Annotated in this window: 15 protein-coding genes; 6 read left to right on the top strand and 9 right to left on the bottom strand. The window is 71.7% G+C overall.

What is annotated here, in order from left to right; translation table 11 throughout:
• On the top strand, window positions 1-241 hold a 241-nt coding region (locus HV826_RS36760), incomplete at its 5' end, for a hypothetical protein (RefSeq protein WP_217918892.1).
• A 3-nt stretch (window positions 242-244) separates the two neighbouring features.
• On the opposite strand, the gene HV826_RS34090 is transcribed toward HV826_RS36760, so the two are convergent.
• The 5 genes from HV826_RS34090 to HV826_RS34070 all read right to left on the bottom strand — a co-directional run bounded on the left by HV826_RS34090 (window position 245) and on the right by HV826_RS34070 (window position 6,664).
• Window positions 245-433 (bottom strand): hypothetical protein, encoded by a 189-nt coding sequence (locus tag HV826_RS34090; RefSeq protein WP_176421204.1) that lies wholly within the window; start codon window positions 431-433, stop codon window positions 245-247.
• Window positions 434-529: 96 nt separating this feature from the next.
• On the bottom strand, window positions 530-3,520 hold the full coding sequence (locus tag HV826_RS34085; RefSeq protein ID WP_176421203.1) for a CHAT domain-containing protein: 2,991 nt from the start codon (window positions 3,518-3,520) through the stop codon (window positions 530-532).
• Entirely contained in the window at window positions 3,517-4,119 is a 603-nt protein-coding gene (locus HV826_RS34080) for an RNA polymerase sigma factor (protein WP_176421202.1), read from the bottom strand. Before HV826_RS34080 ends, HV826_RS34085 begins: the two co-directional genes overlap by 4 nt.
• 140 nt (window positions 4,120-4,259) lie before the next feature.
• Window positions 4,260-5,867 carry a sensor histidine kinase gene (locus HV826_RS34075; protein WP_176421201.1) on the bottom strand — a complete coding sequence of 536 codons (1,608 nt, stop codon included), beginning with the start codon at window positions 5,865-5,867 and terminating at the stop codon, window positions 4,260-4,262.
• Between the two features lie 38 nt (window positions 5,868-5,905).
• Complete coding sequence (locus tag HV826_RS34070) at window positions 5,906-6,664, bottom strand: alpha/beta fold hydrolase (RefSeq protein ID WP_176421200.1); 759 nt, start codon at window positions 6,662-6,664, stop codon at window positions 5,906-5,908.
• Between the two features lie 87 nt (window positions 6,665-6,751).
• Here HV826_RS34070 and HV826_RS34065 point away from each other — a divergent pair, with 87 nt between their 5' ends.
• The 4 genes from HV826_RS34065 to HV826_RS34050 all read left to right on the top strand — a co-directional run bounded on the left by HV826_RS34065 (window position 6,752) and on the right by HV826_RS34050 (window position 9,639).
• Window positions 6,752-7,483: a YafY family protein gene (locus HV826_RS34065; RefSeq protein ID WP_176421199.1), complete on the top strand. Its 732-nt coding sequence runs from the start codon at window positions 6,752-6,754 to the stop codon at window positions 7,481-7,483.
• Window positions 7,484-7,541: 58 nt separating this feature from the next.
• Window positions 7,542-8,408 (top strand): DMT family transporter, encoded by an 867-nt coding sequence (locus HV826_RS34060; protein WP_176421198.1) that lies wholly within the window; start codon window positions 7,542-7,544, stop codon window positions 8,406-8,408.
• A 101-nt stretch (window positions 8,409-8,509) separates the two neighbouring features.
• Window positions 8,510-9,058 carry a hypothetical protein gene (locus HV826_RS34055; RefSeq protein WP_176421206.1) on the top strand — a complete coding sequence of 183 codons (549 nt, stop codon included), beginning with the start codon at window positions 8,510-8,512 and terminating at the stop codon, window positions 9,056-9,058.
• On the top strand, window positions 9,055-9,639 hold the full coding sequence (locus HV826_RS34050) for a tRNA-uridine aminocarboxypropyltransferase (RefSeq protein ID WP_176421197.1): 585 nt from the start codon (window positions 9,055-9,057) through the stop codon (window positions 9,637-9,639). Before HV826_RS34055 ends, HV826_RS34050 begins: the two co-directional genes overlap by 4 nt.
• A gap of 98 nt (window positions 9,640-9,737) precedes the next feature.
• Here the strand turns inward: HV826_RS34050 and HV826_RS37930 are convergent, their stop codons facing one another.
• Entirely contained in the window at window positions 9,738-10,787 is a 1,050-nt protein-coding gene (locus HV826_RS37930; protein ID WP_176421196.1) for a hypothetical protein, read from the bottom strand.
• Window positions 10,784-11,683, bottom strand: coding sequence for a VanW family protein (locus HV826_RS34040; protein ID WP_255208477.1), 900 nt, complete (start codon window positions 11,681-11,683; stop codon window positions 10,784-10,786). The genes HV826_RS37930 and HV826_RS34040 overlap by 4 nt, the downstream gene beginning before the upstream one ends.
• Before the next feature lie 126 nt (window positions 11,684-11,809).
• On the opposite strand from HV826_RS34040, the gene HV826_RS34035 reads away from it, so the two are divergent.
• Window positions 11,810-12,238 carry a thiol-disulfide oxidoreductase DCC family protein gene (locus HV826_RS34035; RefSeq protein ID WP_176421195.1) on the top strand — a complete coding sequence of 143 codons (429 nt, stop codon included), beginning with the start codon at window positions 11,810-11,812 and terminating at the stop codon, window positions 12,236-12,238.
• Window positions 12,239-12,257: 19 nt separating this feature from the next.
• Here HV826_RS34035 and HV826_RS34030 read toward each other — a convergent pair whose 3' ends face one another.
• Together HV826_RS34030 and HV826_RS34025 are read right to left on the bottom strand one after the other, a co-directional pair.
• Entirely contained in the window at window positions 12,258-13,700 is a 1,443-nt protein-coding gene (locus HV826_RS34030) for a protein-disulfide reductase DsbD (protein ID WP_176421194.1), read from the bottom strand.
• A gap of 57 nt (window positions 13,701-13,757) precedes the next feature.
• The gene (locus HV826_RS34025) at window positions 13,758-15,590 is read right to left on the bottom strand and encodes an SPFH domain-containing protein (RefSeq protein WP_176421193.1); all 1,833 of its coding nucleotides are present in this window, start codon (window positions 15,588-15,590) and stop codon (window positions 13,758-13,760) included.
• Between the last annotated feature and the right edge of the window lies 1 nt (window position 15,591).

The raw sequence follows: 15,591 nt of genomic DNA, 5'->3' as shown, positions 1-15,591 counted from the left end.
CGCGCTCGCCTTGGAGCGGCTGCGGCTGGCCGGACATGCTCCGGAGAAGCTCCGCGCGTCACCACGAAACATCTGCTCCCCCCTCTTCTCGGGGGCTCGCGACCAACGCCCCCTCAATCTCAAATACGGACCCAGCCCATTTTCTTGTGCATTCTGTTCAAAAAAATCCGGGGCGCCCCGACTGGAGGCGCCCCGTGAAACCTGTATCGCCAGCGCGATTCAGGACAATCCGGAAAAGTGACACTTATTTACGACGTGCGCTGTCCGAGCCGTCCGGGTGAGACGCCGTCTTCACGGACGGAACGACGGACATCCTCGCCGAGAACGGCGGGTGCGCCGTCAGGCCCGGGGTGGGCTCCGGCGGTGGGTCATGCGGGTTGATGCTCACCACCGCCCCAGCGCGCTTCGACTTCTTCGAGAGCTTCTTCACCATCGCATCCCCCTCTGCGCGGCACCGGCGGGGTCCAGCGGCATGCCGACGCCCCCGCCTCCGCCCCGGTACTACGCCCCGAGTCGGATTCCTTGGCCGTCATTCGAAGAGGAGGATGCCGTGGACCCAGTCCGCGGAGGGGTGGGCCGCCAGCCACGTGCGCCGCTCGTCACGGAGCGCGAGGGCCGCTGGCGCGCCGCTCCGGATGCGCTCGCGAACCGCTTCGAAGAAGCGCCCCGCCGAGTCGGGGATTTCCGCCGTGGAGGCCAGCACCGTGGCCGCGCCGGCTTCGATGAAGGCCACCGGCAGGCTGAAGGACTCATGAAGGAAGGGCGTGGCCCGGGCCGCGCTACACGTGGCCAGGAGCACGAGCGGCGCGTGCTCCAGCTTCAGCGCGCGGACCTGGGGGGCGGACAGCGCATATTGGCCGTCTGCTTCAGGCGCCAGCACCACCAGCGAGGCGTCCGACATCTCGGGGCTGAAGGCGCCGTGCGCGTGGATTTCCACCTCGCTGGCCCGCGCCATGGCCGCCAGCACCCGCGTCGGCGTGGCCTGCACGCCCGACAGCTCGATTCGCCGCGGGTCCGGCGCGTGCGGCGACGCCAGTGGAAGCAACCGCGGGAGGCCCAGCGACGCGGGCGCCTCCACCCCGTTGACCACCAGGTGCGGCCCGCGGCCAGGCGCCGGCACGGGAGCCGCGCCTCCGGGCCGCCCCACGCGGTAGCTCCAGGCGAGGTCCGCGGGCAGCAGTCCCCGCAGGCCATGCACCGGCGGCAGCGCGAGCACGTCCACCCGCTCGCAGCCCCGCAGTGCGGCCTGGAGCGATGGAGGCACCAGCCCGGACGCGTCCCGTCCCAGGGGCTCCGCGCGGCTGGCGTCGAAGTGCCCCTGCAGTTCGCCCGTGGCGCCGCGCAGCGCCACCACCGAGCGCTCGTAGTCCACGGCGACGCCCAGCACACACCGCCCGGGGACCTCCACCTGGAGCGCGGCGCCCATGAGCGCCAGGGCCTCCTCTGGAGCGTCCGTGCGGCCCGCTTCGTGCGCCAGGACGTTGTAGGCCCCCATGCGCGTCTTGCGCGCGTCCACGTCGTTGGGAAGGGACTCCGCCTGTTGGATGGCGCCGCGCAGCAACTCCAGCCCGGCGGCGCGGTCTCGCTCCAGGACGAACTGCCCCTCGGCGAAGCGCATCTGCGCGAGCTTGCCCGGTGAAGGCTGCGCCCGGTGCAGCTCGGCCAGGGTGCGGCGCAACAGGTCCGCGTCCTGACGGTCCGCGCCGAAGCGCGACAGGTACGACAGCAACAGCGCGCCGGGCAGCCCCAGCGGCCGGCCACACTCCTGCGCCAGCTCCAGCTCGCTTCGCGCCTCGTGCGCGTCGAACTCCAGCCACGACAGGTAGGCCAGGTTGCGGTGCACGTAGGTGCGCTGCTCGCAAGCCTCGGGCGTTCGCGCCAGGGACTCGCGCAGGTAGGCGCGCGCGCTGGTGACGTCCAACCGGTAGCGAGCGATGTGCGCCAGCTCCTGGAGGAACTGCTGCTCCAGCTCCCATTCCTCCAGTTCCCGGGATGCCAGCCAGCCGCTCCAAGCCTGCTCGAAGGCCTCCGCCGGACGGTTGAGCGCGAGATAGAGGTCCGACAGCCGCTTCTTCAGCGTGGCGCAGCGGTAGGACAGCCCCTTGCCTTGACAGGCCCCCACGGCCGCGCGGAGCCGCGCCTCCGCCTTCCACCATTCACCCGCGCGCTCCTCTGCGCCCGACAGCTCGCGCTCGGCCAGCAGCGACAACCAGGGGTCCTTGGCCTCACGGGCCAGCCGCGTGAAGTCCTCCAGGTGGCGCGCGCCCGCCGTCTGATTGATGAGCCCGCCCAGGTACAGGTCATCCTCGCCCGAGCGCCGCAGCGTCTCCAGGAAGCGCGCCGGTGAGGACAGCTCGCCCCGCACGAGCTTCGCGTAGTCCGCCGCCAGGGGCGCGCGGCGGTTGAAGTCCCGCTCCGCCACACGCCGCACGTAGCCGCGAAGCACCTCGCCGCCCTGGACGCCGTCCAACACGTCCGCCAGCGGCATCAGTCGCAGGACCCACTCCCGTGACTGCGCGGCCCGCACCGCGTCGTAGAACGCCAGCCGGACGATGCCAGGAAAGCGCTTCGCCTCCTCCAGCGGCAGCCGCGCCTGCGCGTCCACCATCAGGTCCCGCACCGCCGCGCGAGCCCCCTTCCAGGCCCGGCCCCGCGCCTGCGTCTGCTGCCGGAGCGCTCGCGCGCGGATCCGCGCCTCTTCGCTCCAGCCCGGCTCCCCGCGCTCCACCACCGCGTCGAACGCCTCCGCGGCCAGCAGCGTCAGCCCCATCTCCCGCAGCACCAGCGCCCGGTTCCACTGCGCCTGGGCGTGCTCGGGCGCCTGTCGCAACACCCCGTCCAGCAGCGCCAGCGCCTCTTCCGGATGCCCCTGTTCCAACGCGACGATGGCCAGGTCGCTGTCCCGGTCTGGCGACGGCGCCATCCGGTGGAGGAAGTCGGAGGCCTGCCGCAGGTCCTTGCGGACCAGGTACGCGGCGGCGATGCCGTGCAGGTCCCCCTGGTCTTCCAAGTCCGCCAGCGCCCGCAGCGGCAACGCCACGCCCGCCCCGCTCGGAGGGCCACCCACACCCGCGCGCAGGGGAACGTAGGGCCGGTGTCCATCCGCGCGGGCATAGGCCACCCTCGCCTCGATGAGCCGCGACGACGTCCGCTCGAGCCAGACCTCCTGCTGGGAACCCCGCACGTCGGCGCTCTTGACGCCGAGGACCAGGACGATGGCCGCCGCCACGGCGCCTATCGCGAACGGGGCCCATCGCCAGTGAGGGCGCCCCGGCACGACCGCCGGGTCACGTGCCTTGGGGACCTCGGTTCCCATCCAGGGCTCGGCACCATCCTCCTGCGCCAGTGCCCGCGGGTCTCCCATCACATGGAAGCCCAGCAGCTCCAGTTGCATGGCCTCATGCAGACCCGACGCGCAGGGATCACAGCGGGCGAGGTGATGCCGGAAGTTCTCCTCGTCCACGGGCGGCAGCTCGCCATCGAGGAAGAGGGACAACCTGTTACAGAGCGTCCCCATCACGCGCTGCCTCCCCCGTCACTCCCCGTGAGCGGCAGCAGCAGCGCCTTCAATTCCTTGCGTGCCTGATAGAGCCAGCTCCCCACGGTGCCTTCGGGGACGCCCATGCGCAGGGCGATGGCGCGGTAGCGCATCCCCGAGGCATGCAGCGTATACGCCTCTCGCACCCGGGGATTTGGCAGCTGGGCAATGGCCGCCTGGAAGTCCTTCTCCGAGATGTGCTCCCAGGCCTCCCTGGCCTCCGGCTCGGGGGCCGCCACGCCCTCGCGCACCAGCCGCAGCTCTGGACGGTCCTGCTCCAGCAGCTCCGAGCGCCGCTTGCGGCACTGGTCGAGGAAATGATTGGTCATCGCCCGACACAGCCACGCCCTGTAGACGGGCTCCGGCTGCGCGGCGAGTGCCCCGTGATGCAGCAGTCCGCGCGTGAGCGCCTCCTGCACCAGGTCTTCCGGATCAATGCCTCCCTGACCGCACAACCGTCTCGCCAGGGCCAACAGCATGGGCCTGACACGATGAGCGAACTCCTCGAACCCTTCGGGATGCACATCCGTACTGTAGGCCACAGGAATCCGAATGACTGTGGCAATGCATTGGCCGCTCATCGACTCGGCCTCCTTCCACGCCTCTCGAAACGGAGTCCGGGGCAATCCTTGGAAGGCCGTCGTGAAGCAAACTTAATCGCAGCAAGTTGCGCTCGCTCACGGACAGCCCTGCCGCCCCGCGGGTCAGGGATGCGCGAGCGTCAGGCCAGCGCGGCGGAAATCGACGCGGGCTGCGCCATGGGCAATTCCAACGTCAGCGCCGCGCCCCCCAGGGCCTCCGAGCGTCCCGCGCTCAAACGTCCGCCATGCCGTTCGGCGATGCCTCGCGCGATGGCCAGCCCCAACCCCGTCCCTGGCCGAGGTCCCTCGCGCTTGCGACCCGTCACGAAGGGCTGGAAGAGTCGGCGCAGCAGCTCCGGCGGTATGCCTGGCCCGCTGTCCTCCACCCGGACGAGCAACCGGCCGTTCGTCTGCTCGATGGACGTCCTCAGGCGCGGTGCGGGCACGTCTCCCAGGGCGAGCAGGGCGTTCTCCAACAGGATGACCATCACCTGTGAGAGCTGGGACTGGTCAGCCTCCACCGTGAGCGAGGCGTCCTGCTCGGACTCGAAGGAGACCTCGGGCGCGAGCGAGCCCAGTCCCTGCCGCGCGGTGGAGTACGCCAGCGCGACGGTGGCGGAGACATCCACGCGGCGCAGGTCCAGCGGGCGCGGGCGGCCGTAGCGCAGCAGCTCGTCGACGAAGTGACTGGCGCGGTCGATCTGCTCCCGCATGGCGGCCACCGTGTCCGGGTCCCCGCCCCTTCGCTCCAGCAGTTTGAGGTGCGCGGCGAGCACGCCCAGCGGATTGCGGACCTCGTGGGCCACCGCGGACGTGAACTGGCCCAGCTCCGCCAGCCGCGCGGAGTGGTCCGCGCGTGCCTCCTCGCGCGCGAGCGCGGCGGCCAGGTCGTCACTGGAGGCCCGGCCCTTGAGGAGCCGGCGCCCCAGCCAGGCCTGCAGCGCCTGCCTCACGGGCTCGAACGCGAGCGCGGCCAGGGCCAGGAGGAAGAAGGCGCCTACGCGGTACTCGGTGAGGAACGGCTGGCCGCTGCCCGACAGCAGCGTCAGCACGCCAAAGAGGAAGCCCGCGGACAACACCGCCGCCACCGCGGAGTAGACGAGGCTGCGTTCGAGCAACCGCCGGTCCGCGGCTGGTTGATGGGCATTGATGACGTGCACCAGCACCAGCAGCGCCGCCAGCACCAGGTACATGCCGAACGGCAACGCGTACCCGCCCGACAACAACAAGGCGTTGCCGATACTGCCCAGGTACGCGAGCAGCCCGGCGATGCCCAGGCCGAGGAGGATGGGCCGCCGCTCGGGCGCTTCGCCGCGATACGCGCGCGACAACTGCACCAGCGGCACGCTCGCCGCCGCTACGGCGAGCACCATGGCGGGCCAGAACAGGGGGCCTCGTCCCATCGCCAGCGGCCCGTGCAGGACGCTGGGGAGGAACGCGCCAATGCCCGTCACCACCACCGCCACGCAGTACGCGAGCACCACCAACCGGTAGGAGCGCTGCCGGGTCACGTCATAGGCGGAGTGCAGGTACGCCGCCGCGATGAAGGCCCCACCCGCCACGAAGCGCTCCCCCACCCACGCCATGGACGGGATGCAGAGAAGCAGCAGCGCGCCCGTCCACCCCGCGGTCGCCAGACAGTAGAGCGCCAGGCCTCGTGCGTTGTGCCCCCGGAGCGCGGCCGTGAAGAACAGCAGCAGCGACACGGAGAGGACAGGCACGAGGCTGTAGGCGAACAAGGGCCCCATGCCCGTACTGTGACAGATTACGCTCCGCGAGCACCTGCTCAGCGCACCGTGGCCAGGAAGCCGTCCAGCAGCCGGTTCACCTCATCCGGCGCGTCGAGCTGCACCCAGTGTCCCGTGCCCTCCACCTTCGCGTGCGGCAGCTCCGGCACCAGGTGGTGATACGAGCCCGGCGCCTCGTTGAAGGCCGTCACCACCGACAGACGCGGCCCCGAGTAGCGCCGCAGCGGCGTCACGGGGTCGAAGTCCAGCAGGGCTCCCAGTCCGCCCCGGACGCCCTCTTGGGACGTGGCGCGCAGCTCGGACAACACCCGCTCGCGCACCTCCGGCCGGGACGGCGCCAGCATGGGCGCCCACGCCTCCTGCACCACCGCGCTCCAGGCCTCGGTCGCCAGCAGCGCCATCAAGCCCTGGACCTGCTCCGCTGGCATCGCACGTCCGTCCGAGGCCGGGTCGAGGAGGAACAGCCCCGCGACGCGGTCCGGATGCGCCCCCGCGTAGGCCACGCAGACGGCCCCGCCCAGGCTGTGCCCCACCAGCACGAAGCGCTGAATCCCCAGCCCCTCCACCACCGTCCCCACGTCCCGCGCGAAGTCCTCCACGGTGAAGCCGCCGTCCCGTGGCAGCTCGGACTTTCCGTGGCCACGCAGGTCCAGCGCCACGGCACGCCGGCGCTCCCGCAGGTGCGACAGCTGCGCGGCCCAGTGCGTGGTGTTGCCGGCACTCGAATGGACGAACACCACCGGCAGTCCACCCACGCCCCCATCGTCGACATTCAACATTCCCTTGGCACCCATCATGAAGTTCTCCTCTAACCTCGAAGCGCGCGGTCATGCGCGACCTGATGCTTGTGGAGTACGGCCCATCCCTGACAGAAACTGTCAGTAATGGCACGAGTCGACCGGGTGATGCGGCTGCTGGACTTCTTGAGGGGACGGGATGGGACGACGGTGGCGGAGATATCCGAGGCGCTCGACGTGAGCGCGCGCACCGTCCACCGGGATTTGGCGACGCTGCGGGAACAGGGCATTCCCCTGAGCAGTGACACAGGCCCTGGGGGCGGCGTCCGGCTGGAGCGGGACCGGGGCGTGGCGGCCGTCCACCTGTCGCAGGAGGAGGTGGTGGCGCTCTGGCTGGCCGCCAACCTGTCCGCTACGGGCAGCACGTTGCCTTGGGGAAGCGCGGCGCGCTCGGGGCTCCAGAAGCTCTTCGCCAGCGTCCCCAAGGAGCGGGCCCGGGGCATGCGTGAGCTCTGCCGCCGCGTGGTGGTGGGACGGCCGGCGAGCGCCCGCGTGCTGGCGGGCGCCGGAACACCGCCCGAGGAGCTGCTCGCCGTCTTCGAGCGGGCCTTCCGCGAGCAGGTCTGCCTGTCCTTCGAGTACCGCGACCGGCACGGCAAGGCGACCCGCCGCGTCGTGGAGCCACACGGGTTGCTGGTCGAATCGCCCGTCTGGTACGTGCTGGCCCGGGACGTGGAGAAGGCCGCGGCGCGCATGTTCCGCATGGACCGCATCCGCCGAGCCCGCCTCGTCCCCGGCCGCCCCTTCACGCCCGACATGGAGGGCCTGCGAGCCCAGGCCGAGGCCCAGCGCGCGGACGGTGCGCGAGCCCCAGGCTGAGGTAGGCTGCGCGCCCGCCGGAGCCGGAGTGCGCGCCGGAGTCACCAGGAGTCACACGGTGCGGTACTTCGCCATGGTCGCGGCCGGGGCCACCCTCTGGGGGTGCTGGGCGCTCTTCTTCCGTCCAGCGGGGCTCGCTGGGCCGCAGAACGCCTTCCTCGTGCTCCTGGCCATGTCGCTCCCGGCGCCCTTCCTGTTCCAGCGCGACGCCCTGCGCGACCGCCGGGCCACCCTGGCGCTGCTCATCGTGGCGCTGGCGGACGCGGCGAACACGGCCCTCTTCTTCGCCGCCATGGAGCGAGGGCCGGTGTCCATCGCCGTGCTGACGCACTACCTGGCACCCTTGCTGTTGGCGCTGCTGGCCCCCTGGGTGCTGGGCGAGGAGCGCTCCACCCGGGCCCTGATTGGAGGCCCCGTGACGCTGGTGGGCCTGGCCCTGCTCATTGGCCGGCCCGACGGCGGCTTCTCCGGGCTGACGGCGTTGCTGGGCGCGGGCAGTGCCTGCTTCTACGCCATCATCGTCCTGGCCGCGAAGCAGGCGGCGCGGGCCTATTCACCCATGGCCGTGACCTCCCTGCATGCGCCCATCTCCGCGGGCGTGCTGCTGCTCTGTTTCGGAGGCCAGGCACTGCCACCCACGGTGGATGGAGGCACGCTCCTCGTGCTCGTGGGTGGCGTCGTTTGCGGCCTCATTGGAAACATCCTCTTCCACACCGGTCTGCGACGTATTCCGACCGCGGCCACGGCGGCGCTCACATACCTGGAGCCGCTCACCGCGACGTTGGTGGGCTGGGCCTTTTTCTCGGAGAGGCTGACGCCCGTCGCGCTGGGCGGCGGGCTGCTGGTGCTGGTGGCGGGCGCATGGGTGGCGGCCGAGCGACGCGCCACCGTCCAGGCAGTGCCGCTGCGCGCCGCGGCACGCTGAATGCGGGTTCCAAATCACCGCTTGCATGCGTGGGGAGTCCTTTGGTCCTCTTGGGCCCCCGCACACACTCTCCCCTCCGTTCCTGGCGACGCCGTATGCCTATGGAAACCGCAGCCGACAGCCGTGAGTACCGCGTCGTCTTCTTCTGTCCCGCTTCGAGCGCCCGGCTCGAGCGGCTGGAAGTGCCCGTGCGACGGCTGCTCTCGCGTATCCACGCGCCGCCCGCGGAGCTGGCGCCGCTCCAGGAGGCGGGCGCGATCACGGAGGCCGGCTGGCAGGTGTTCCTCGTCCGCTCGCTGACGGAGCGCTCCGCGGCGCAGGCCATGGCCGCCTACGTCAGCGAGGCCACGTGCGCGCTGGCCGCGGAGCTGGACGCGGAGGTGCTGGGGCTCTACGTCGACGTGTCCGGTGACTCGGCGCGCATCTGCCGCTGCGGCCCCGAGGATGGGCCGGAGACGTTCGCGGGCCGCCGACAGGCCGCGCTCAACCGCACCGCCGAATGGTTGGAAGTGACGCCCGTCAGCCTCTCCGCCCTCTTTCACCTCGACCTGCCCGACGCGGAGTATGAGCCGGACGCGGATGACCGCTTCGTCGACGAGAAGCTGCGCGAGGCCCGGACCCTCATGGAGCGCTACCGCCAGGGCAAATGAGGTCTCGAACGCCCGAGGACCTCGCGGGCCGCTGCCCGCGCTGCTTCCTCCCCGTTGCCCTGTGCCTGTGCGCCGAGGTGCCGTGTGTCTCCACGCGCACCGAGCTGCTCATCGTCCGGCACCACAAGGAGACGCTCAAGTCGACCAACACGGCGCGCATGGCGGCGCTCGCCATTCCCCGGTGCAGCATCGTCTCCTATGGCTCGCCGGGGGTGCCCTTCGACGCCTCCGTGCTGGAGGGCGACGACACGTGGCTGCTGTTCCCAGACGCGCACCAGGAGCCCGAGCCCGGTGCGGCCTTTCCCAGCAGGCTCATCATCCTGGATGGGAGCTGGGGGCAGGCACGCCGCATGGTGCAGCGAGTCCCCGCCCTGCGGCGGCTCCCCGGCTTGAAGCTGCCTCCGCCCGCTCCGGACTCACGGCGACTGAGGCGCCCGCCCCACCCGGATGGCATGTCCACGCTGGAGGCCATCGCCGGTGCGCTCGCATACCTGGAGGGCGAACACGTCGCCCAGCCGCTCTATGCGCTGCACGAGCAGATGATTGACCGAGTCCTCGCGAGCCGGGGACGGAACACGTAGCGCGCCCGGCGTGCACCGAGCGACCACCCCCGCCGGCCGCCTCGCGGTGCGCACGAGCCGTCCGCTCAGGACGGGGTTGGTGCCGACAGGCGCGGGCTTCAGCGCGCGGTCAGCGCGTCCAGTTCCGAGATGAGGGCGGGCACATCGCCGCGAGGAACCGTCCGGCAGGGCCAGAAGCCCGCGGCGCGGTCCGTGGCGATGACAGGGAGGCCTTGCTCCCGCGCCCGCGCCAGCTCGCTCAGGTGGCTCTCACACCACGCTGGCGCGAGCACCACGTCCACGTGCTCAAGCGTGCGCTGCACCTGCGCCGTCACCTTCCGCACTCGCGGGTGATTCAGATGTCGCGAATCCGTGCCCTCGGCGGGGCGCACCCAGAGGTTCCACTGAGGTCGCTCGTCGAGCACCGCCAAGGCTTCTCGCAGGCCGCCGCGCGCCAGGGCGGGCCCGGCGAGGAGGGCCACATGCGGGCCGTGGTGCTGAGGCAGCCGGGGCGCCTGGGGCGGTTCGCGGTCCGTTGGAAAGTGCAGCCCGCGGAGCTTCTCCGGAGCATGTCCGGCCAGCCGCAGCCGCTCCAAGGCGAGCGCGCCTCGCACCCAGATTTCATCCGCGAGGACTCGCTCCGCCTCCTGCCGCGCGACGTCCTCCGCGGAGGCGCGGTGGTTGCGCAGGAAGGCCTCCTCCGGGTGCCGCGCGGCGGCGGCGTCCAGGTCCGCGTGCAGCTCCCTCAAGGAGGGCAGGTCCTCCACCAACACGCAGCGCGCGCCCTGGCGGCGGGCCACCGCGAAGACCTCCCGGGCACAGAGCGCTGGCGCGAGCACCGTCTCCACCGACGCCGGGAGCAGCGCCGAGGCCGCCTGCGCCCACCGCTTGCGCAGGGTGAAGCGGGCCTGGAAGGTCGCCGCCGTCGAGCGCACCGCGACGCGCATCCCCGCCTCCACGGCCGCCCAGCCCGGCAGGCCCCAGACGCGGAAGCCATCGGGCACCGGCAGCGTCCGGCGAGTCCAGGCGTGGCGCAGGCGGGTGGGAACGGGGCCCCAGGCGGGCAGTCTCGGCAGCGCCCAGGGGGCCAGCACCTCCGCTTCGCGCGGGAGCAACGATGCGAGCTGTGAGAGCCACGGGGCGGGCTCCGGTGCGAGCACCAGGTTCATGGCGCCCTGGCCTCTGACCGCGGGACCTCGACGCGAGCGTGGCATGCGGTCTCCCCGCACGTCAGGCACGTCCGCTTCCGCGCCTCGGGGTTCAGCAGGCGTCGCCGGTTCTCGGCGATGGTGCGCTCCTCGAGCACGGCGCCAGAGCCGGTGTCTTCAACTCGGCGCACGACGCGGTTGATGCGCAGGGTTCCCTCGGGGAGTTCGAGAAGGGACTCGTCCTCGGACCACAGCAGTGAGCGCGTCCGGGGGGCGTGCGCCCCGTGGATGGAGAGCCGCAGCTTCCCGTCCGCGACGCGGGCTCCGAGCCGCACCGGGCCCTCACGCGGCGCCATCACCAGGTCCACATAGGGCCAGGCCACCGTGGCATCCATTCCCCACAGCGCGCCCGGTGGCGGAGGCACCGCCTCCATCGTGTGCCCCCAGCGCTCCAGGATGTGCCAGCCCTGACGGGCGGCGAACTCGAAGAGCGCATTGGCCAGCAGACAGATGCCCCCTCCGATGGACGGGGTGAGACAGCCGCCGCTCAGCGCCAGCCCATGCCGGTAGCCGTTGCGCTCCGTCAGCCGGCCCAGCGTACGCCAGAAGGAGAGGGGCCTGTCCGGAGCGACGAGGAGGCCATCGAAGGCCGGCGCCGCCAGCCGCACGTTGTGCTGCTTGCCCGCTTCGAGCACGGGGTCCGCGTCCTCGTCCGCGCGCAGCAGATTCACCGTGTGCGAGCCGAGGAGCACGCCCTTCTCATGCATGGACGCCAGGAGCGGGCGCGGCCAGCGCTCGGGGGTCGCGGTCCACCGCGCCAGGCGGTTCGCCTGGAGCATCCACTGCTTGCTCCGCCTCCACAGCAGGGCGGGCGCGGATAACTCCAGGAGGCGGGGAGCGATGGCGGGCGTGGGCATGTCCGAACATTCTGCAAGGGTGGCGCCAGGGAAGGAAGCAAGGGGCGCTGCCGCGGGGACACTTGTCCGGAGCTCCCCGCCGCTTCGGCGTCGCCCGACGGCGCGGGCTGTTAGACTTGCCGCATCATGACCCGCGCCCAGCCCTCGGACACCGTGGTCCTCTTCGACGGCGTGTGCAACCTGTGCAACGGCACGGTCCTCTTCATCATCGACCGGGACCCGGACGCGCGCATCCGCTTCACGGCGCTGCAGTCCCAGCGGGCCGCCGCGCTGCTCGCGCCGCACGGCGTCGTGCCCAAGGAGGAGCCGGACAGCTTCGTCCTCCTGCAGGACGGCAAGCTGTACGAGCGGTCCACGGCCGCGCTCCGCGTCGCGCGGATGCTGCAGGGGCCGTGGCGGTGGCTCTACGCCTTCATCGTGGTGCCCCGGCCGCTGCGCGACCTCGTCTACCGAGTCATCGCGCGCAACCGCTACCGCTGGTTCGGACGAGAGGCACAGTGCCGCATCCCCACGCCCGAGCTGCGAGCCCGCTTCCTTCCGGAGGCCGCGCCGTAGCCACGCGGCGCCCATCGAATCAGCAGGCGTTGGCGTCCGTGCAGCGCGCCTTCTTCATCTCCGTGGCGAAGGGGCTGGGCGCCAGGAAGCCGGTGACGCGGGGCTGGGTGAGCACCTTGCCCTCCTGCGAGATGAACGCCACGGTGGGCAGGCCCTCCACGCCGAAGCGGTCCAGCAGCGCGTCCAGCGAGTCCTCGCTGTTCGTCGCGTCAATCTTGATGTTGAGGAAGCGCCCCGCGTCGGACTGGGAGATGACCTCCTGCGCGGGGTAGGTGTCGCGGTCCAGCTCCTTGCAGGCCGCACACCAGTCCGCGAAGAAGTCGATGAGCACCGGCCGGCCCTCCGCCTTCGCCTGCGCGAGCACCTGGTCGAAGGCCTCTGGGGAGAAGGTGGCCTGCTTCGCCGGCATGACGTGGTGCCACTGCCAGGACGGAGCACGCGGCGGCTCGGTGAGGCCCAGCTCCACCCACAGCGTGCCCACCGGCCCCGCGTCCAGCGCGCCGCCACGCAGCACCAGCGCCGCGACGACGAGCGCCACGCCCAGCGCCTTGAACGAGAACTCCCGCGCGCCTTCCTTGAACGAGCGATGCACCGCGCCCAGGACCACGCCCACCGCCACCAGCAGCGCGGCGATGACGGCCCCCGGAACCCGGCCCACCAGGAGGCCCAGCCCCTTCACCACGTCCCGCGCCCAGGGGAAGGCGTCCTTGAGGTAGCTGAAGGCCAGGGCCACCAGCATGATGCCCAAGACGCTCTTCACCCACTCCATCCACACGCCGCCGCGCGGCAGCCGCACGGTGAAGACGCCGATGAGGAAGAACGGCACGCCGATGCCCAGCGCGTAGACGAACAGCAGCGACGCACCCAGCGTGGTGTTCGCCGACTTCGCCACGAAGGCCAGCAGGCCCGTCAGCACCGGGCCGGTGCACGGCGCCGCCAGGAAGCCGGACACGCTGCCCATCAGGAACGCGCCCGCCACGCCCGCGCCACCCACGGCGTTGAGCTTCGTCTGGAACGACGACGGCAGCGCCAGCTCGAACGCGCCGAACATGGACGTGGCCAGCAGCAGCAGGAACACCGCCAGGCCCGTCACCACCGCCGGGTGCCCCAGCATCGACCCGAACGCCTGGCCCGTCTTCGCCGCCAGCACACCCAGCGCGCTGAACACCACGCCCATGCCCACGATGTAGGAGGACGTCAGGAGCAGCGCGCGGCCCCGGCCCTCCGCCTTACGCGCGCCGAAGACGGACACGGTGATGGGGATGAGCGGATAGACACACGGCGTCAGCGCGGTGAGCAACCCACCCGCGAACACCACCGCCGCGCCCACCGCGAGGCTGCCGGATTCGAGGAACCGGGCCGCATCCAGGTTGGCGTTGGGGCCCGTGGGCAGCAGCCATGGCACCACGGCCACCGCCACCCCGGCCAGCACCGCCATCACTCCGAGCTTCTTCGCATCCATGCGTGCGTGACTCCGTGGTCCCAGGCCCCCTTGTATACGCAGGCCCGGGGCCCCGGGCTACTGCGCAGGCGGAGCAAGCGGGGAAGCAGGCGTCTTCAGTCCAGCGGAGCGCGCCAGTCCCATGACGCCCTCCACCGCCGCGGCGATGTAACCAAACGGGTTGGCCCCATCCACCGCGGTGACGTGCACCTCGCCCATCTTCTGCTGGAAGGCCGCGGCCACCTGGGGGAGCTGCTGCGCCAGGGTCATCTGGATGACCTCCGCGCTGACGCTGTTCTCGATGTCGCGCAGCGCGCGCGCCTTGCCCAGCTCCAGCTCCTGCTGCGCCTGGTCCTTGCGCACGCTCAGCTCGGCGATGACGACCTCCGTCTCCACGATGGACCGCCGGGCCTGCACCACCTGGAGCTCCGCGTGGAGCCGCTCGGCCTCCTGCTGGTGCGCGGCCATCTGCACCTCGTGCCACGCGGTGGCCTGCTCGTGCTCGCGGCGCAGGCGCTCCAGCTCCAGCTGGGCCTTGGCGCCGGCCTCCTCCTGTTCGCGGCGCAGCTTCGCCAGCTCCACCTCCTGCTCGTGCCGCTGGCGTGACAGCTCCAGCTCCTGCTCACGCTGCTGCCGCGCCAGCTCCATCTGCGCCTTGGCGTTCTCCGCCTCCTGCGCGCGCTGGAGCCGCACCAGCTCGATTTTCGCCTGCGCGGCCTCGGACTCCTGCGCCAGCTTCAGCTTCTCCAGCTCCAGCTTCGCGCGCCCGGCCTCCGTGTCCTGCTCGCGCTTGAGCTTCTCCAGGGCCACGCGCTGACGCGCGACCTCCGCGTCCTGTTCGCGCTGGAGCTTCTCCATCTCCACCTGCGCGCGGCTGACGGCCAGCGCCCGCTCGGAGACGATCTTCGCGTCGGCCAGACGGGACTCGGCGGACAGCGCGTCCAGCTTCGCCTGCTCGTCGGCCACCTGCTTCTTCTGGCGCACCTCCTGCTCGGCGGCCATCTTCGCCAGCGCCACCTCGCGCTCCACGGTGGCCTGCTCCTGCTTCAGCGTGCGCTCCTGGCCGAGCTTCGCCTCGGCCACGCGCGCCTCCACCGCCAGCGCCTCCAACCGGGCCTGCTCCTCCGCCGTCTGCTTCTTCTGGCGCACCTCCTCCTCGGCCGCCAGCCGCTGGAGGCTCAGCTGCCGCTCGGCCTCCGTCTCCTCGCGGTGGACGAAGCGCTCCTTGGCCAGCTCCGCCTCGCGCGCCTGCCGCTCCTGCTCATGGCGGAAGCGCGCCTGCATGTTGGCGAAGACGGTGGAGGACAGGACGCGCACGTCCTGGATTTCGATCGTGTCCAGGAGGACGCCCCAGCCCGCGTCCGTCTGGTCCTCCAGGCGGCCCCGGCCCGACAGCACCGGCGCGATTTCGCGCACCAGCTCCGCGGCGATGCCCTCCTTGCGCTTGGAGAGGCACTCCTCCACGGACATGTTCGCCACCAGCCGCCGCGCGGCGCCGACGAACATCTCCCGCAGCAGCTCCGCCAGCTTCTCCTGCGCGCGCTCCGGGAAGGAGAAGTTGAGCATGCGGAAGGCCACCAGCGGGTCCGAAATCCGGTACACCGCCAGCCCCGTCACCTGCACGCCCACCTTCTCGTGCGTCACCTGGTCCGCGGTGAACTGGAGCCGCTGGATGCTGGTGGGGACGATGGCCACCGAGTCCCCCGGCAGCTTGAAGCAGCTGGCGCCCTGGCCGCTGACCTCGCGCACCCGGCCGCGCCGCATGTGGACCAGGAACTCACTGGGCCGCGCGGTGACCAGCCCCCAGCGCTTCATCTTCTCCGGGTCCTCCGCGGGCTTGCCAGCGCGCCAGCCGTCCACGTAGCGCGGCTGCTCCAGCTTGCCGCCGCCCCCTCCGCCCCCTCCGTCCATG

The sequence above is a fragment of the Myxococcus sp. AM010 genome (assembly GCF_013372585.1).
GTDB lineage: Bacteria > Myxococcota > Myxococcia > Myxococcales > Myxococcaceae > Myxococcus > Myxococcus vastator.
Note: the sequence above shows the minus strand (reverse complement) of the source record. Positions and strands in the feature narration are given on the sequence as shown.